This window comes from Pseudomonas sp. CCI3.1, assembly GCF_034313985.1.
GTDB classification, from domain to species: Bacteria; Pseudomonadota; Gammaproteobacteria; order Pseudomonadales; family Pseudomonadaceae; genus Aquipseudomonas; species Aquipseudomonas psychrophila.
In genome coordinates this window covers 4,023,604-4,040,244 of the sequence record NZ_JAVIWO010000001.1, presented here as the reverse complement: position 1 = coordinate 4,040,244, position 16,641 = coordinate 4,023,604, and the positions used below count along the sequence as shown (strand labels likewise).

Sequence of the window (16,641 nt, the reverse complement as noted above, 5' to 3'; positions counted from 1 at the left end):
CTACCTCAGCTTCAGCGTGGCGAGACCGATCAACACGAGGATCACGGTGATAATCCAGAAACGGACGATCACGCGAGGCTCGGGCCAGCCTTTAAGTTCAAAGTGGTGATGAATCGGCGCCATGCGGAACACCCGCTTGCCGGTCAACTTGAAAGACGCTACCTGGATCACCACGGACAGGGTTTCCATCACGAACACACCGCCCATGATGAACAGCACGATTTCCTGACGCACGATCACGGCGATAGTGCCCAGGGCCGCGCCCAGCGCCAGCGCGCCGACGTCACCCATGAACACTTGTGCCGGGTAGGTGTTGAACCACAAAAATCCGAGACCGGCACCAATCAGCGCGCCGCAGAAAACGATTAACTCACCAGCGCCCGGGACATACGGGATCAGCAGGTAGTCGGCAAATTTAACGTTGCCCGACAGGTAGCAGAAGATACCCAGCGCACCGCCCACCATCACCGTAGGCATGATCGCCAGACCATCAAGGCCGTCAGTCAGGTTGACCGCGTTGCTAGACCCTACGATCACAAAGTAGGTCAGTACAACAAAGCCGATACCCAGCGGGATGCTGGCGTCCTTGAGGATTGGCAGGATCAGTGTGGTTTCGACCGCGCTTGGCGCCGTCGCATACAGAAAGATCGCAGCGCCCAGACCAAACACCGACTGCCAGAAGTACTTCCAGCGGCTCGGTAGGCCACGGGAGTTTTTCTCGATGACCTTGCGATAGTCGTCGACCCAGCCAATGGCGCCGAACAGCAGGGTCACGATCATCACAACCCACACATAGCGGTTGCTCAGGTCAGCCCACAACAGGGTACTGATGGTGATTGCCGACAGAATCAACGCGCCACCCATAGTTGGGGTGCCGGATTTGGACAAATGGGATTGCGGGCCGTCGTTACGGACCGATTGACCGATCTGACGGTTTTGCAGGGTGCGGATCATCCACGGCCCCAGGCACAGCGACAAGGTCAGCGCGGTCAGCACCCCGAAAATCCCGCGCAGGGACAGGTACTGGAAGACCGCGAAGCCTTTGTAGAACTGTTGCAGATACTCCGCTAGCAGCAGCAGCATTAATGTTTCTCCCCGCTGGAACCGCACAAAGCCGCAACGACGTTTTCCATCGCTGCGCTGCGCGAGCCCTTGATCAAAATAGTGGTGTTTGTTTCGTGCTCAGCGCGAAGCGCCTTGATCAGGTCAGCCTGATTGGCGAAGTGACGAGCCTGGTGTCCAAATGCTGTGACGGCATGAGCCATCATGGGTCCCACCGCATAGAGCGCTGAAACTTTGTCGGCGGCATAAGCGCCTACTTCACGATGTCCTTGCTCCGCCCACTCACCCAGTTCGCCAATATCTCCGAGCACCAGGACGGTGCGGCCGGAAAAGGCGGCGAGTATATCAACGGCAGCGCACATTGAGGTGGGGTTTGCGTTGTAAGTATCATCAATAATTCGCAGGCCATCGGCAGTCAATTGGGCAACTGCCCGGCCTTTCACTGGCAACACGGCTTCGAGGCCGGTTTTGATGCCAAATAGCGAGACACCTAGGGCATGGGCTGCGGCTGCGGCCGCCAATGCGTTGGCCACGTTATGGCTGCCCAGCAGATTGAGTTGAACTCGTTCGGCGCCCAACGGGCTGTGCAACGTGAAGCCCGTGCAACCCCGTGCGTCACGGGCCAGATCGCTGGCATGGAAGTCGGCCTGAGGGTTTTCCAGGGCAAAGCTCAGCACTTTGCGCCCTGCTGCACGGTTCTTCCAGATGGCGAATGCCTTGTCATCCAGATTCAGAACGCCGATGCCATTGGCATCCAGCCCTTCAATAATCTCGCCTTTGGCCTCGACGATTTTTTCCGGCCCGCCGAACTCACCCACATGGGCTGTGCCTGCATTGTTGAGCACGGCAACATGAGGCTTGGTCAAGGCCACGCTGTAGGCGATTTCGCCAACACGAGAAGCACCCAACTCAATGACCGCTGCAGTGTGTTCGGCGCTCAGTTCGAGCAGCGTCAGCGGCACGCCCAGATCGTTGTTCAGGTTGCCTTTGGTCGCCAGTACCGGACCACGGGTACGCAGGATGCAGGCGAGCATTTCTTTGACGGTGGTCTTGCCACTGGAGCCGGTAATGGCCGCGACCGGTTTGTCATAGCCGGCACGATTGAGCGCGCCCAACTGACCCAGTGCTTCTCGCGTGTCTTTGACCACCAGTTGAGGCAGTGCTGACTCAGGTACTTCGCGCTCGACCAGGGCGGCAACGGCGCCTTTGGCAGCTACTTCATTCAGGTAATCATGACCATCAAAGCGCGGACCGGTCAGGGCAATAAACAACTGACCTTTCGTAATCGCCCGGCTGTCGATGCTGACACCACTGAAGCGGCAGTCCGCTTCAACCAGACGCCCCTGCAGAGCAGTAGCCACTTCACTCAGCAACAGAGGCTTAAGCATTGGCCACCTCCCAGATACTCAGGGCTTTTTCGGCTTCGACCAGATCAGAGAAATCATGACGCTCGCCATTGATTTCCTGATAGTCCTCATGACCTTTACCGGCCAGCACGATCACGTCTTCAGCGTGGGCGTTGGCAATGACTTGAGCGATTGCATCACCGCGACCGGCTACAAAGATGACGTTCTGCGGTGCTACAAAACCAGCACGAATGTCGTCAAAGATTTGCGTCGGTGCTTCTGTACGCGGATTGTCGTCGGTGACCAGAACACCATCAGCCAGACGCTCAACCACGTGCGCCATCAACGGACGCTTGCCGCGATCTCGATCGCCGCCGCAGCCGAACAGGCACAGCAATTGGCCTTTGGCGTGGGGACGCAGCGCCAGCAATACTTTTTCCAGCGCATCCGGGGTGTGGGCGTAATCAACCACCACCAACGGTTTGGTGCCGCCACCCAGACGCTGCATGCGCCCGACCGGACCTTCCAGCTTCGGCAGCACGGCCAGAATTTCGTCCAGTGCGTAATCCAGCCCCAGCAAGGCGCCAACAGCGGCCAACACGTTGCTCAAATTGAAACGCCCGAGCAAGGAACTGCGCAGGAGGTGCTCGCCTTGAGCCGTCACCACGGTGGCGCGGACACCGTCATCATCAAAGGTCGCATCACGGCAGTACAGCGTGGCACTGCTGTCCTCAAGGCTGTAGCTAATCAGGCGCGAACCATGCTTTTCAGCGGCCAGTTGGCGACCGAACTCATCGTCCAGGTTCAGTACGCGGCAACGCAGATCCGGCCAGGCAAACAGCTTGGCCTTGGCGGCAGCATAAGCCTCCATGGTGCCGTGATAATCCAGGTGGTCACGGGACAGGTTGGTCAGCACGGCAACGTCGAACGCCAATGCGCTGACACGCCCCTGATCCAGGCCATGGGAAGAGACTTCCATTGCGACGGCCTTGGCACCGGCCTTTTTCAGGTCGGCCAACATGGCTTGTACGGCAATAGGGTCCGGCGTGGTGTGGCGACCGCTTTGCAGCGCGCCATAAAAGCCCGTGCCCAGCGTGCCGACGATGCCGCAGTGCTGCCCCAACAGATCCAGCGCTTGCGCCACCAACTGAGTGACGCTGGTTTTACCGTTGGTACCGGTCACGCCGACCAGGTTGAGATGACGACTCGGCTCACCATAAAAGCGCCCGGCGATATCGGACAGCTGAGCCGCCAGACCTTTGACCGGAATCAAGGGAACAGAAGAGATGGGCAGTACGTCTGCACCCTGCACTTCATAGGCTACGGCAGCCGCGCCGCGCTTCAACGCGTCAGCGATGTGCTCACGACCATCGAGCTTGCCGCCGGGCACCGCAAGGAACAGATCACCTGCGCGTACATTGCGGCTGTCCAGAGTCAGCTCACGAATAAGCAGATCGTGGCCGGCATGAGGAAAAATCTTGTTCAGGCTCAGGGACATTAGCCGCGCCCTCCTTTGGCTGCTGCCGCGGCTGCGGCTGCTTGTTGCTCCGCTGCCGTCGGCAGGTTATCCGGGGTCACGTTCATCAGACGCAGCGTGCCGGACATGACTTTGCTGAATACCGGAGCGGAAACCAGACCACCGAAGTAGCCCGCCTTGCTCGGTTCATCGATCACTACAACGATCGCGTAACGCGGGTCGCTCATGGGGCCGAAGCCGGCGAACAGGGAACGATAAGAGTTCACTGCGTAGCCTTTGACGCCGCCCGAAGATGTTTTACGCGCTGTACCCGACTTGCCGCCAACGTGATACGCCGGCACCTTGGCACGCCATACACCGCGAGGGTTTTCGATCACTTCCTGGAGCATGCCCTGCACCGTTTTGGCGACTTGCTCAGGCATGACCTGCGCAGACTCGGGCGGGCGGTCGGTTTTTAGCAGCGTCAGCGGAGCAAGCTTGCCGTTGTTGGCCAATGCCGAGAACGCATGGACCAGCTGGATCGCCGTTACGGACACGCCGTAGCCATAAGAGAGGGTCGCGGTTTCAGCCTTGCGCCACTCGCGGTAGTTAGGCAGGTTGCCGACGCGCTCACCCGGAAAGCCCAGGCCGGTGTCTTGCCCCAGGCCCATCTTGGCCATCTGGCGGAAGATCGCTTCGCCACCGATATCGAAGGCAACCTTGCTCATGCCCACGTTACTGGAGTTGATCAGAATGCCGGTCAGGTCGAGGACCGGACCTTCGGAACGGGATACGTCACGAATGGTGTACTTGCCCAACTGCAGGGTGCCCGGATAAACCTCAACCTTGTCAGTAGGCTTCCAGCGCCCGGTTTCCAGCGCAGCACTCATGGAGATCGGCTTGACCGTCGAGCCCGGCTCGAACACGTCGATCATGGCGCGGTTACGCATCATCGCCGGTTGCAGGTTGCGACGGTTGTTGGGGTTGTAGGTAGGCTGGTTGACCATCGCCAGAATCTCGCCGGTCTTCACATCCATGATCACCAGGCTACCGGCCTTGGCGCCGTTCTCGACCAGCGCATTGCGCAGTTCGCGGTTGGCCAGATACTGCAGGCGCAGGTCAATCGACAACGCCAAGGTCTTACCTGCCTTGGCGTTTTTGGTCACTTGCACATCTTTGATCAGACGCCCGCGCCTGTCCTTGATCACCTGCCGCTTGCCCGGAACTCCGGCCAGCCATTCGTCATAGGCCAGCTCAACGCCTTCACGACCTTTATCGTCGATATCGGTAAAGCCGACCATGTGGGCCGTAACTTCACCGGCAGGGTAAAAACGGCGGAACTCTTCAATGCCATAAACGCCCGGCACCTTGAGGTCGAGCACAACCTGGCCCTGCTCAGGGGTGAGGCCCCGGACCAGGTAGATAAATTCTTTATTGGCTTGCTGTTCCAGACGCGCCGTCAGCACTTTAGGGTCTTGCCCGAGCGCGTGCGCCAAGGCTGGCCAACGGTCTTTGGCAACCTGCATTTCCTTGGCGTTGGCCCACAGGGTGGTCACCGGCGTACTAACGGCCAGCGGCTCACCATTGCGATCGGTAATCAGGCCACGGTGAGCAGGGATCGGGATATGTCGCAAGCTGCGCGCATCGCCCTGCCCCTTGAGAAAGTCATGGTCGATCACTTGCAGGTAAACGATCTGGCACGCGATCGCGCCTACCAGCAGTGCCAGCAATGCCAGCACCACACGAAAACGCCACGGATAGAGCGCGCCCTCGAGTTTGATCATGGCGCCACCATTCGAACTTCTGCTGCGCCAGGAATGCGCATTTTCAGTTGTTCGCTGGCCAGTGTTTCGATACGGCTATGGGCGGTCCAGGTGCTTTGTTCGAGAATCAAACGCCCCCATTCCGCCTGTGCCTTGTCACGCACACTCAGTTCACCGTATAGGGTGTTGAGCAACTGGCGGTTCCAGTGGGCGCTGTAAGAAACGCCCACAGCCGAAACCAGGACGCCAATAAACAGCAGCAGCATGAAAAAACTTCCGCCGGGAAGTGGTTTGGCGAAGAGCTTGTTCAACGAAGCTTCTCCGCGACGCGCATTACAGCGCTGCGCGAGCGTGGATTGGCTTTGAGTTCGGCATCGGACGCGGTCTGGGCTTTGCCGTGAATTTTGATTTTCGGAACAAAAGCAACGTGTTGAACGGGCAAGCCGCGCGGCAGGTTGTCGGGTTCGCCCTTGACCAGTTTGCGCATGAACAATTTGACGATACGGTCTTCCAGGGAGTGAAAGCTGATCACCACCAGACGGCCGCCGATTGCCAGGGACTCCAATGCAGCCTCAAGGCCAGCCTCAAGGTCACCCAGTTCGTTGTTCACGTGAATACGCAAACCCTGGAAAGTACGGGTTGCAGGGTGCTTGCCCTTTTCCCAGGCCGGATTGGCCACTTTCAACACTTCAGCCAGATCGCCGGTGCGCTCAAACGGCTTGATATCTCGACGCTCTACAACCGCGCGAGCCATGCGACCGGAAAAGCGCTCTTCGCCATACTCTTTGAAGACGCGGGCGATTTCTTCCTGGGATGCTGTGTTAACGAACTCGGCAGCACTGATGCCGCGGTCCGGATCCATGCGCATGTCCAGAGGGCCGTCATTCATGAAGCTGAAGCCGCGCTCCGGATCGTCAAGTTGCGGTGAAGACACACCCAAATCGAGCAGCACACCGTCAACCTTACCGGCCAGACCGCGATCGGCAATTTCGGATCCCATTTCAGCAAAACTGCGCTGCACAATAACAAAGCGGCCGTCTTCGGCCGCTAGCGCTTGCCCGGTGGCAATCGCCTGTGGATCTTTATCAAACCCGAGCAATTGCCCCTCAGGGCCAAGCTTCTGGAGTATCAGGCGGCTATGTCCGCCGCGACCGAAGGTGCCATCCAGATAGCATCCATCAGGACGTACGGCGAGAGCCTCTACGGCTTCGTCGAGCAGTACGGTGATGTGGTTGAAGCCGCTATCTATAGTCACAGGATTAAATCACGCAGTTCGTCAGGCATCGCGCCCGGTTGTTGAATGGCTGCAAGGTCAGCGGCAGAAACAGCTTCCCAGGCATCCTCGTCCCACAGTTGAAACTTGTTTAGCTGGCCTACCAACATCGCGCGCTTATCCAACTTGGCATATTCACGCAAACGCGGCGGCACCAGAAAACGACCACTGCCATCGAGTTCAAGATCGACGGCATTACCAATCAACAGACGTTGCAAGCGGCGGTTTTCTTCACGCAACGAAGGCAACGCCCGTAGCTTGGTTTCAATCAATTCCCACTCATCAAGGGGGTACACACATAAGCAGGGATCTACCGCATCGATGGTCACGATCAGCTGCCCGGAACTTCGCGAAATCAGCTCGTCACGGTACCGGCTCGGCATTGCGAGACGGCCCTTGGCATCGAGACTGATTGCGTTGGCTCCGCGAAACACTGGTCGCATCTCCAAATATTAGCGTTTTACGTCTAGAAAACCCACTTTATGCCACTTTCCACCACTTATGCACACTATAGGAATGCGCCCACCACACCGTCAAGGAGCGACCCACAGGAAAACCCTTACATAACTGAGATTTAGGAGGGTAAATAGACGTAGAGCAGTAAGCGGAGGGGTTTTTTGACGAGCAAGGCGCAGCGAATTCAAAGCCCTGGACTTCAAACTTAAAGTAGTTTGTTAAGAGTAAGAACTTTTCGGCATTACGTCGGGAATTAATCTTGCAAATGTCGGCGGGGGATTAAGCGCTGTCTGATATAGCATTCTGCCTGCAGGGCAAGCAGAAGAAAAAAAGGTGGAGAGTCGATCTGTAAGCCGGGTTCTGTCGTGAACAGTCATTCGTCTACGATGGCCATCACTGGACATCTTTAGCAACCTACCCGGTTCCAGCGCGGGCCACGCCTTGGAACCCTATTTGGTCTTGCTCCAAGTGGGGTTTACCTAGCCACGAACTGTTGCCAGTCGTGCGGTGCGCTCTTACCGCACCTTTTCACCCTTACCGGCGCCGAAGCGCTTAGGCGGTTATTTTCTGTGGCACTTTCCGTAGGCTCACGCCTCCCAGGCATTACCTGGCACTTCGCCCTATGGAGCCCGGACTTTCCTCCCCCCCCTAATTTTCATAGAAGGCAGCGACTGTCCAATCGACTCTCCGGGGCGAAGATTAACTGTACAGAGCGTATAGAACAAGCGTTAAACGCCGCAAGGCAGGTTGAATTGCCTGAGTTGCGGCCTTTAGTCACGGGGCAATACATGCAAAGACATCAAAACGCCATCACCTGATATCAATTGTTACTCTGCTTTCTGCTTTTCAAGTGCAACTTGGTACAAGACGTTTTTGCGTTCACCGGTTATTTCAGCGGCAAGTGCAGCCGCACGCTTGAGTGGCATTTCTTTAAGCAGCAAGTCGAGAATACGCATCGCCTCACTACTGACCACTTCATCTGTTTCTGGCGCGGTCCAGCCCGCAACCAGCACAACACATTCGCCGCGCTGTTGATTACTGTCGCCTTCAACAAATGCACGCAACTCGGACAGGGGCAAACCCTTGAGTGTTTCGAATGTCTTGGTCAGCTCGCGCGCCAGCAATGCCGGGCGCTCTGACCCAAATACCAGCTCAAGATCTTGCAGGCACTCAAGAATCCGGTGCGGCGCCTCGTAAAAGATCAGCGTGCGGGGCTCTTCTTTTAATAATTCCAGACGCGAACGACGCCCGACAGCCTTGGCAGGCAGGAACCCTTCAAAAATAAAGCGATCAGAAGGCAGCCCCGCCGCAGACAGGGCCGCGATCAAGGCGCAGGCACCCGGCACCGGCACAACCCTGACGCCAGCCGCTCGCGCCTGACGCACCAAGTGATAACCCGGGTCGGAGATCAGCGGCGTACCCGCATCAGAAATCAATGCGACATCTTCACCGGCCAGCAAACGCTGAATAAAGCGGCTGCCTTCATCACGCTCGTTATGTTCGTGACAGGCGCCCAGCGGCGTTGAAATACCAAAATGCTGCAGCAGGCGCAGGGAGTGGCGCGTGTCTTCGGCCGCAATCAGTGACACGTCACGCAAGACCTTGAGCGCGCGCGCACTGATGTCGTCCAGGTTACCGATGGGCGTGGCCACCACATAAAGTGAGCCAAGAACGGAATTCAAATCACCTGGAGCAGTCAAAACGCACACCTCATAAGAGTTAAAGCCGCCATTGTAGCGCGTAGAGCCCTCATGAACGCACCCACCCTGCAGGCCGCAAACCGCCAAGCGGGGAAACTTTCACCTCCACAACGTACAGATAGCATCTAAATTCAGGCTTTATTGCCTCTAACATCGCGCCCCGGCCAGTGCTTGGGTACACTTCCCCACTCATTTGATCGAGTATCAGGAACACTACATGATCGCTTGCCTGCGGCTGTTCACTGCCCTCTGCCTCGCTGCCCTGTTGGCGGCTTGCGCTAGCTCGCCCTCGTCCAGCCTTGGCGAACTTCCACGGACCCCGGACGCCAGTCTTGAGCAATTGCTCCAGCAGGCATCCGAAACCACAAATCCGGAAAAGGCCGCCCTGCTGCGCCTGTCGGCAGCCGACCTTGCCCAGCGCCAGCAGAATTCGGCGCGCGCGGCACAGATTCTGGGGCTGGTTGCACTGGATCAACTCAAACCTGCCCAGCAAGTTTTTGCCAACACCCTGGCAGCCGAGCTGGCGATGAGCCGCAATGACCACAAAGCAGCGTTAGCGGCCTTGAACCACCCAAGCACGTCGATCCTCGGCCAACTGCCAGCCGACCTGCAGGTGCGTACCCATACCGTCCACGCCCTCGCCCTCGAAGCTGATGGCCAGACGCTGGCAGCGGCCCGCGAACGCGCAGCCATGAGCCCGAACCTGACCGGCGACGCCGCCAGTAGCAACAACGAAGCCATTTGGGCACTGGTGGCCGCCTTGCCGGTCGATCAACTGCACGCCCAGAGCAACGATGTACTGGGCGGCTGGATGTCTCTGGCCCTGGCCGTCAAGAGCGCGAGCACCCTGCAGGATCAGCAAAACGCTATCGATCAATGGCGTGCACAAAACCCTGCCCACCCTGCTGCCATCCAACTGCCGGCACCACTGATCAAGCTCAAGGAACTGGCCAGCCAGCCCCTGACCAAAATTGCATTGCTACTGCCACAGGACGGCCAGTTGGCTTCTGTGAGCAAAGCACTGCGTGATGGCTTCATGGCTGCTCACTATCAGGCCCAACAAGCAGGCCAGAACCCGCCAAGCATTCAGTTCTATAACAGCTCGCGCCTGACCTCGCTGGACGACTTCTATCGCCAGGCGCAAGCCGACGGCGTGCAACTGGTGGTCGGGCCACTGGAAAAAAACCTGGTCAAGCAACTCAGTGCTCGCCCGCAATTGCCGATCACCACACTGGCCCTGAACTACAGCGAGGGCGCTCAAGGTCCTGCACAACTGTTCCAGTTTGGCCTGGCGGCTGAAGATGAAGCCCGCGAAGTAGCTCGACGTGCACGCGCCGATGGCCTAACCCGCGCTGGCGCAATGGTGCCAGTCGGCGAATGGGGCGACCGTGTACTCAAGGCGTTTCGCCAGGAGTGGGAAGCCCACGGCGGCACCATCGTTGGCATAGAACACATCGACAAGCCCGTAGCACTGGCCCAGCAAGTTGCCGATCTGGTGCAGTTGCGCAAAAGCGGTGGCTCCGCACAACCTACGCGCCGACAGGACATGGAATTTATCTTCCTGGCCGCCACCCCTCAGCAAGCCCAGCAGATCAAACCGACCCTGAACTATCAGTACGCTGGTGACCTCCCTGTTTACGCGACCTCCCACGTATTCAGCGCCAGTGGCGACCAGAACCAGTACAACGACATGAACGGCATCCGCTTTTGTGAAACACCCTGGTTGCTCGATCCATCCAACCCGGTGCGCCAACAAGTGACCGCACAATGGCCACAAGCAGGCGGTAGCCTGGGACGCCTATACGCTATGGGTATCGACGCCTATCGCCTGGCACCGAGCCTGGGTCAGTTGAAGGCACTGCCCGACAGCCGGATCGACGGCTTTTCCGGCAGCCTGAGCATGAGCCCGGCACAGCGTGTCGAGCGTCAGCTGCCATGGGCCGAGTTCATCAATGGCCAGCCTCAACGCCTGCCTGCTACCCCAAACTGATGCCCGAGCGCTCAAGCCAACACATTGGCAAGGATGCCGAGCGCTTGGCGCTGCGGCATCTTGAGCAACAGGGTTTGCGCCTGCTGGCGCAAAACTGGTCATGCAAGCGCGGCGAGCTGGATCTGGTCATGCTTGACGGCGATACAGTAGTATTCGTCGAAGTTCGTTACCGACAACACACGCAATGGGGTGGCGCTCTGGCCAGCATTGACGCACGCAAGTGCCAAAAGCTGATACTTGCCGCCCAGCATTTTTTGCAGCGGGAGACACGCTGGGCCAATCACCCGTGCCGATTTGACGTGGTGACAATGGACAGCGCAACACCCCAATTGAACTGGCTACGGAATGCCTTTGACAGCCAATAACGCTGCCAGACCGATTCCAGCACCCTTTTTTGAACGATTTTGCTTTGCTTTGCTGGCTGCACATTCTTGTGCCGGGAAGTCACTCAGGAACACCTGGATAACGCCCGACCAGCCGCCCTACTTAAGGTCACATAGATGGACATGCAATCCCGGATTCGCCAGCTTTTCCAAGCCAGCATCGACACCAAGCAGCAGGCGATGGAAGTGCTTGCCCCTCACATCGAGCTAGCCAGCCAGGTGATGGTCAATGCCCTGCTCAACGAGGGCAAAATGCTTTCGTGCGGCAATGGCGGGTCGGCAGGTGACGCCCAGCACTTTTCATCCGAGCTGCTCAACCGCTTTGAACGCGAGCGGCCCAGCCTGCCCGCGATTGCACTGACCACCGACACTTCGACGATCACTTCGATCGCCAACGATTACAGCTTCAACGAGATTTTCTCCAAGCAGATCCGCGCACTCGGCCAACCCGGCGATGTGCTGCTGGCTATTTCAACCAGCGGCAATTCGGCCAATATCATCCAGGCCATTCAAGCTGCCCACGATCGCGAGATGGTCGTAGTCGCAATGACTGGCCGTGATGGCGGCGGCATGGCCTCACTACTGCTGCCCGAGGACGTAGAGATTCGCGTACCTTCCAATGTCACCGCACGAATTCAAGAAGTCCACCTGCTGGCGATCCACTGCTTGTGCGATCTGATCGACAGCCAACTGTTCGGGAGTGAAGAATGACTTTTAATCGCCTTGGCCTGATAGCCCTGACCCTGTGTCTTGGTCTGACTGCCGGTTGCAGCTCGGTACTGACCGCCACCCGCGACAAGCCTATTGAGGATGATCGCGGCACCCGCACCTTCGGCAGCAAAATCGACGACTCCCTGATTGAAACCAAGGTAGCCGTGAACGTGGCCAAGGCCAATCCGGATCTGGACACCGGCTCGCATATCGTTGTCACCAGTTACAACGGCATCGTGCTGCTGGCCGGCCAAACCCCGCGCGCCGACCTGAAGGCCCAGGCCGAGCAAGCTGCCGCCGCCGTTCAACGCGTGAAGAAGGTCAACAACGAGTTGCAAGTCATGGCGCCGTCTTCGATCCTGGCGCGTAACAACGACGCCTGGCTGACCACCAAGATCAAGACCCAAATGCTGACCGATAACGCGATTCCCGGCTCGCGGATCAAAATCGTGACGGAAAACGGCATCGTCTACATGCTCGGCCTGGTGACCAAGCAGGAAGCAGCCCGCGCTACCAGCCTGGTGCAGAGTGTTTCCGGCGTGCAAAAAATCGTCAAACTGTTCGAGTACATCGACTGACAGCACCCAACTGCCAGACACAAAAAAGGCGACCTTCTCAGGTCGCCTTTTTTATTACTTCACCACTTTCAGGCTTGGCCGACCCGTAGGTCGAGGCGGCTCAGATCCTGGTGGCGGCCCATCGTCATCCGGCTCAACCTCGTCATCAGCCTCAAGAGGCTCTTCCAGGTCGAATACCATACCCTGGCCGTTCTCGCGGGCGTAAACACCCATGATTGCAGGGATAGGCACGTACAACGTGTGCGGCACACCACCAAAACGCCCTTCAAAGCTTACTGCTTCGTTGTCCATGTGCAATTGACGCACGGCGGTTGGCGAAACATTCAGGACAATCTGCCCGTCACTGGCAAAACCCGCAGGCACTTGCACCTTCGGGTAGTCAGAGTTAACCAGCATGTGCGGAGTGCAGTCGTTATCAACGATCCACTCATAGAGCGCACGCACCAGATAAGGTCGACTTGAATTCATCGAGGGCTCCTAAGCTTTAGCGCATGTCGCGTTCGACACCAGACAAACTTGCCTGGAAAGCCTCACGCGCAAATTGGCGCTCCATATAGTCGAGCAGCGGCTTGGCTGGCCGCGGCAATTCAATACCCAAAACAGGCAAGCGCCAGAGTATCGGCAATAGGCAGCAGTCGACCAGACTTTGCTCATCGCTGAGGAAAAAAGGTTTGTCGGCAAATAATGCAGAAACACCCGTCAAGCTCTCGCGCAACTCTTTACGAGCCACTACACGTGCCGGCTCCTTGGTCCGCGAATCAAGGATCAAGTCAACCAAAGCACACCAGTCACGCTGGATACGATGAATCAGCAGACGGCTATTGGCCCGCGCAACCGGATAAACCGGTAACAGCGGAGGATGCGGGTAACGCTCATCCAGATATTCCATCACCACAGTCGACTCCCACAACGCCAGGTCACGATCGACCAGGGTTGGCAGGCTGCCGTAAGGGTTCACTTCGATCAGCTTCGGCGGCTGACGGCCCGCCTCCACACTGATGATCTCGGCGCTGACACCTTTCTCTGCGAGCACAATACGTACTCGATGGGAATAGTGGTCGGCGGGGTCGGAGTAACAGGCCAACCGATTGGTCACGCCCATGGCGGTCCTCCTCGCTTGTTGAAATTATCGGGAGCAGAAAAACGAACGCGCCCAAGGAACGCCTCTGATAACCGCAGAACCTGGGCAAACAGAGTCGCTAGACCCCGCTTGCCACCCGTCCTGCACTGTTACCTTTTCAGAGACACCCTCGGGCGCGCACGATTAACAGCATTGCGTGTAACTATATCAGTGCACATCCTTCCAGTATTCGCGCTTGAGCAGATAAGCGAATACAAAGAGGAAAGCCAGGTAGATCAGCACGTAAGTACCGATGCGCTGATGCTCCAGCTTCACCGGATTGGCCGAGTAGGCCAGGAAGGTCACAAGATTCTTGATCTTCTCATCGAACTGCTCTTCAGTCAGCGCGCCGGTTTTAGGCAGCACTGTCAGCTGGTCGCACGCTTCATGCGTCAAAGGCGTGCCGGTGAGCGGATCATACTGCTTCTTGCCGTCTTCGACGATCTGTACTTGCTTGCAACCCACAACCTGACGCCCTTGCAGCGGCGCCAGAACGTTAGGCATACCCACGTTCGGGAAAACCTTGTTGTTCACACCCCAAGGGCGAGACGGGTCTTCGTAGAAAGCACGCAGGTAGCTATACAGCCAGTCAGTACCACGAACACGAGCAACAAGAGTCAGGTCTGGCGGTGCAGCACCGAACCAAGCCTTGGCATCAGCTGGCTGCATGCCGATGTTCATGTGGTCGCCAATCTTGGCACCGGTGAACACCAGATTGTCGAGCATGACGTCATGGGGAATACCCAGGTCGTCTGCTACGCGCTCGTAACGCTGGAACTTGGCACTGTGACAGCCCATGCAGTAGTTGGCGAACGTGCGCGCGCCATCCTGCATGGCAGCCTTGTCAGAAACATCGATGTCGACCTTGTCGAGCTGCACACCTTGTTCAGCCGCAAAGGAGAACACAGGCATAACTGCGAGCATCAATACAGCAAATAGCTTTTTCATCAGCCAGTCACCCTTTCCGGAACCGGTTTGGTCTTCTCAAGCCTGGTGTAGAACGGCATCAGAATGAAGTAGGCGAAGTACAGGAACGTACAGACCTGCGACAGCAGCGTGCGGCCCGGGGTCGGTGCCAATACACCCAACACACCCAGAATCACGAAGGAGATGCAGAACACCCACAGCCACACCTTGCTCATCCAGCCTTTGTAGCGCATGGACTTCACAGGACTGCGGTCAAGCCAGGGCAGCACGAACAACATCGCAATGGCGGCACCCATGGCAATTACGCCAAGCAGTTTGTCCGGAATCGCACGCAAGATCGCGTAGAAGGGCGTGAAGTACCAGACAGGTGCAATGTGCTCCGGCGTTTTAAAGGCGTTGGCCTGTTCAAAGTTCGGTTTTTCCAGGAAGTAACCACCCATTTCCGGGAAGAAGAACACAATCGAGCAGAAGATAAACAGGAACACCACAACGCCGACGATATCTTTCACGGTGTAGTACGGATGGAAGGGAATGCCGTCCAGCGGTATGCCGTTTTCGTCTTTATGTTTCTTGATGTCCACGCCGTCCGGGTTGTTGGACCCGACTTCGTGCAGCGCCAGAATGTGCAACACCACCAACCCCAGAATCACGATCGGCAAGGCCACTACGTGCAGGGCGAAGAAGCGGTTCAGGGTAATCCCGGAGATCAGGTAGTCACCACGGATCCACTGGGTCAGGTCGTTTCCGATAACCGGAATCGCGCCAAACAGCGAGATGATTACCTGGGCGCCCCAGTAGGACATTTGACCCCAAGGCAACAAATAGCCCATGAAGGCTTCTGCCATCAGGGCCAGATAAATCATCATGCCGAACAGCCACACCAGCTCACGGGGCTTCTGGTAGGAGCCGTAGAGCAAGCCGCGGAACATGTGCAGATAGACGACAACAAAGAACGCCGATGCACCCGTAGAGTGCAGGTAACGCAAGATGGAGCCGTATTCGACGTCACGCATGATGTATTCGACAGAAGCAAAGGCTTCTTCTGCCGACGGCGTGTAACTCATGGTCAGCCACACGCCGGTAACGATCTGGTTAACCAGAACGAGCAATGCGAGGGAGCCAAAGAAATAGAAGAAGTTGAAGTTCTTCGGGGCGTAATACTTGCTGAGGTGATCTTCCCACATTTTGGTTGCAGGGAAGCGGGCGTCTACCCAATCCATGAACTTGCTCATTACGCGTTCTCCCCATCGAGGCCAACGACAACAATGTTGTCCGACTCATAATAGTAGGGCGGTACTGGCAGGTTCAGCGGGGCTGGCTGCGACTTGTAAACACGGCCGGCCAGATCATAGTGCGAACCATGACAAGGGCAGAAATAACCACCTACCCAATCCTTGCCAAGATCAACGGGCGCGACCTCAGGACGGAACGTAGGCGAGCAACCCAAGTGGGTGCAAATACCGATCAACAACAGAATCTCTGGCTTGATCGACCGCAACTCCGGATTCACATAAGCAGGCTGATCAGATTGCTTGGAATCAGGGTCAGCAAGCTGCCCTTCAATCTTCTTCAGATTTGCCAGGATTTCCTCGGTGCGACGTACGATGAATACCGGCTGACCACGCCATTCAGCAATCATTTGCTGACCTGGCTCGACCTTTGCAATATTCACTTTCACCGGTGCGCCAGCGGCTTTCGCCTTGGCACTGGGAAACCACGACCCCACGAACGGGACCGCCGCCCCCACCGCTCCTGCAGCACCCACCACGGATGTGGCTGCTACGAGGAAGCGACGCCGGCCGACATTTACGCCGTCATTGCTCATTCAGTCCTCTCCCATCAGCTTTGTGGCCTGTTAAATCAGGCATCTACTAAA

The 16,641-nt window shown here is 57.4% G+C and carries 17 protein-coding genes and 1 other RNA gene; 4 read left to right on the top strand and 14 right to left on the bottom strand.

From position 1 onward, the window contains the following. From mraY to rsmI, 9 genes are all read right to left on the bottom strand, one after another. A complete protein-coding gene (mraY, locus tag RGV06_RS18560) occupies positions 1-1,083 on the bottom strand; it encodes a phospho-N-acetylmuramoyl-pentapeptide-transferase (RefSeq protein ID WP_019823801.1) in 1,083 nt (360 codons plus the stop codon). After that, on the bottom strand, positions 1,083-2,450 hold the full coding sequence (locus RGV06_RS18555) for a UDP-N-acetylmuramoyl-tripeptide--D-alanyl-D-alanine ligase (protein WP_322150812.1): 1,368 nt from the start codon (positions 2,448-2,450) through the stop codon (positions 1,083-1,085). Before RGV06_RS18555 ends, mraY begins: the two co-directional genes overlap by 1 nt. Continuing rightward, positions 2,443-3,906: a UDP-N-acetylmuramoyl-L-alanyl-D-glutamate--2,6-diaminopimelate ligase gene (locus RGV06_RS18550; protein ID WP_322150811.1), complete on the bottom strand. Its 1,464-nt coding sequence runs from the start codon at positions 3,904-3,906 to the stop codon at positions 2,443-2,445. The genes RGV06_RS18555 and RGV06_RS18550 overlap by 8 nt, the downstream gene beginning before the upstream one ends. Beyond that, on the bottom strand, positions 3,906-5,648 hold the full coding sequence (locus RGV06_RS18545; RefSeq protein ID WP_019823807.1) for a peptidoglycan D,D-transpeptidase FtsI family protein: 1,743 nt from the start codon (positions 5,646-5,648) through the stop codon (positions 3,906-3,908). Before RGV06_RS18545 ends, RGV06_RS18550 begins: the two co-directional genes overlap by 1 nt. Then, positions 5,645-5,938 (bottom strand): cell division protein FtsL, encoded by a 294-nt coding sequence (gene ftsL / locus RGV06_RS18540; protein WP_019823808.1) that lies wholly within the window; start codon positions 5,936-5,938, stop codon positions 5,645-5,647. The genes RGV06_RS18545 and ftsL overlap by 4 nt, the downstream gene beginning before the upstream one ends. After that, entirely contained in the window at positions 5,935-6,882 is a 948-nt protein-coding gene (rsmH, locus tag RGV06_RS18535) for a 16S rRNA (cytosine(1402)-N(4))-methyltransferase RsmH (protein WP_019823810.1), read from the bottom strand. The genes ftsL and rsmH overlap by 4 nt, the downstream gene beginning before the upstream one ends. After that, positions 6,879-7,334 (bottom strand): division/cell wall cluster transcriptional repressor MraZ, encoded by a 456-nt coding sequence (gene mraZ / locus RGV06_RS18530; protein WP_019408593.1) that lies wholly within the window; start codon positions 7,332-7,334, stop codon positions 6,879-6,881. The genes rsmH and mraZ overlap by 4 nt, the downstream gene beginning before the upstream one ends. 355 nt (positions 7,335-7,689) lie before the next feature. Further along, positions 7,690-8,043: RNase P RNA component class A (rnpB, locus tag RGV06_RS18525), an RNA gene on the bottom strand. 140 nt (positions 8,044-8,183) lie between these two features. Beyond that, the gene (gene rsmI, locus RGV06_RS18520; protein ID WP_037032029.1) at positions 8,184-9,038 is read right to left on the bottom strand and encodes a 16S rRNA (cytidine(1402)-2'-O)-methyltransferase; all 855 of its coding nucleotides are present in this window, start codon (positions 9,036-9,038) and stop codon (positions 8,184-8,186) included. Between the two features lie 235 nt (positions 9,039-9,273). On the opposite strand from rsmI, the gene RGV06_RS18515 reads away from it, so the two are divergent. The 4 genes from RGV06_RS18515 (at position 9,274) to RGV06_RS18500 (ending at position 12,718) form a co-directional block, all read left to right on the top strand. Continuing rightward, positions 9,274-11,046, top strand: a complete 1,773-nt coding sequence (locus tag RGV06_RS18515; protein ID WP_322150809.1) for a penicillin-binding protein activator — start codon at positions 9,274-9,276, stop codon at positions 11,044-11,046. Further along, complete coding sequence (locus tag RGV06_RS18510) at positions 11,046-11,411, top strand: YraN family protein (RefSeq protein WP_048351154.1); 366 nt, start codon at positions 11,046-11,048, stop codon at positions 11,409-11,411. The genes RGV06_RS18515 and RGV06_RS18510 overlap by 1 nt, the downstream gene beginning before the upstream one ends. Before the next feature lie 135 nt (positions 11,412-11,546). Further along, positions 11,547-12,140, top strand: a complete 594-nt coding sequence (locus RGV06_RS18505) for a phosphoheptose isomerase (RefSeq protein WP_048351155.1) — start codon at positions 11,547-11,549, stop codon at positions 12,138-12,140. Continuing rightward, positions 12,137-12,718 (top strand): BON domain-containing protein, encoded by a 582-nt coding sequence (locus RGV06_RS18500; protein ID WP_019823820.1) that lies wholly within the window; start codon positions 12,137-12,139, stop codon positions 12,716-12,718. Before RGV06_RS18505 ends, RGV06_RS18500 begins: the two co-directional genes overlap by 4 nt. Before the next feature lie 54 nt (positions 12,719-12,772). On the opposite strand, the gene RGV06_RS18495 is transcribed toward RGV06_RS18500, so the two are convergent. The 5 genes from RGV06_RS18495 to petA all read right to left on the bottom strand — a co-directional run bounded on the left by RGV06_RS18495 (position 12,773) and on the right by petA (position 16,590). Beyond that, the gene (locus RGV06_RS18495) at positions 12,773-13,186 is read right to left on the bottom strand and encodes a ClpXP protease specificity-enhancing factor (protein WP_048351156.1); all 414 of its coding nucleotides are present in this window, start codon (positions 13,184-13,186) and stop codon (positions 12,773-12,775) included. A 16-nt stretch (positions 13,187-13,202) separates the two neighbouring features. Then, positions 13,203-13,820: a glutathione S-transferase N-terminal domain-containing protein gene (locus RGV06_RS18490; protein ID WP_019823824.1), complete on the bottom strand. Its 618-nt coding sequence runs from the start codon at positions 13,818-13,820 to the stop codon at positions 13,203-13,205. Between the two features lie 186 nt (positions 13,821-14,006). Then, positions 14,007-14,786 carry a cytochrome c1 gene (locus RGV06_RS18485; protein ID WP_019823826.1) on the bottom strand — a complete coding sequence of 260 codons (780 nt, stop codon included), beginning with the start codon at positions 14,784-14,786 and terminating at the stop codon, positions 14,007-14,009. Then, positions 14,786-15,997, bottom strand: a complete 1,212-nt coding sequence (locus RGV06_RS18480) for a cytochrome b (RefSeq protein ID WP_019823828.1) — start codon at positions 15,995-15,997, stop codon at positions 14,786-14,788. The genes RGV06_RS18485 and RGV06_RS18480 overlap by 1 nt, the downstream gene beginning before the upstream one ends. Continuing rightward, positions 15,997-16,590: a ubiquinol-cytochrome c reductase iron-sulfur subunit gene (gene petA, locus RGV06_RS18475; RefSeq protein ID WP_019823829.1), complete on the bottom strand. Its 594-nt coding sequence runs from the start codon at positions 16,588-16,590 to the stop codon at positions 15,997-15,999. The genes RGV06_RS18480 and petA overlap by 1 nt, the downstream gene beginning before the upstream one ends. Between the last annotated feature and the right edge of the window lie 51 nt (positions 16,591-16,641).

Bases quoted from the DNA above. Each gene is read 5' to 3' on its own strand.
- RGV06_RS18480 (WP_019823828.1), bottom strand. From the start codon at position 15,997: ATGAGCAAGTTCATGGATTGGGTAGACGCCCGCTTCCCTGCAACCAAA.
- RGV06_RS18495 (WP_048351156.1), bottom strand. From the start codon at position 13,186: ATGAATTCAAGTCGACCTTATCTGGTGCGTGCGCTCTATGAGTGGATC.
- RGV06_RS18505 (WP_048351155.1), top strand. From the start codon at position 11,547: ATGGACATGCAATCCCGGATTCGCCAGCTTTTCCAAGCCAGCATCGAC.
- RGV06_RS18500 (WP_019823820.1), top strand. From the start codon at position 12,137: ATGACTTTTAATCGCCTTGGCCTGATAGCCCTGACCCTGTGTCTTGGT.
- RGV06_RS18515 (WP_322150809.1), top strand. From the start codon at position 9,274: ATGATCGCTTGCCTGCGGCTGTTCACTGCCCTCTGCCTCGCTGCCCTG.
- RGV06_RS18510 (WP_048351154.1), top strand. From the start codon at position 11,046: ATGCCCGAGCGCTCAAGCCAACACATTGGCAAGGATGCCGAGCGCTTG.
- RGV06_RS18550 (WP_322150811.1), bottom strand. From the start codon at position 3,906: ATGTCCCTGAGCCTGAACAAGATTTTTCCTCATGCCGGCCACGATCTG.
- petA (WP_019823829.1), bottom strand. From the start codon at position 16,590: ATGAGCAATGACGGCGTAAATGTCGGCCGGCGTCGCTTCCTCGTAGCA.
- RGV06_RS18545 (WP_019823807.1), bottom strand. From the start codon at position 5,648: ATGATCAAACTCGAGGGCGCGCTCTATCCGTGGCGTTTTCGTGTGGTG.
- mraY (WP_019823801.1), bottom strand. From the start codon at position 1,083: ATGCTGCTGCTGCTAGCGGAGTATCTGCAACAGTTCTACAAAGGCTTC.
- RGV06_RS18490 (WP_019823824.1), bottom strand. From the start codon at position 13,820: ATGGGCGTGACCAATCGGTTGGCCTGTTACTCCGACCCCGCCGACCAC.
- RGV06_RS18485 (WP_019823826.1), bottom strand. From the start codon at position 14,786: ATGAAAAAGCTATTTGCTGTATTGATGCTCGCAGTTATGCCTGTGTTC.
- RGV06_RS18555 (WP_322150812.1), bottom strand. From the start codon at position 2,450: ATGCTTAAGCCTCTGTTGCTGAGTGAAGTGGCTACTGCTCTGCAGGGG.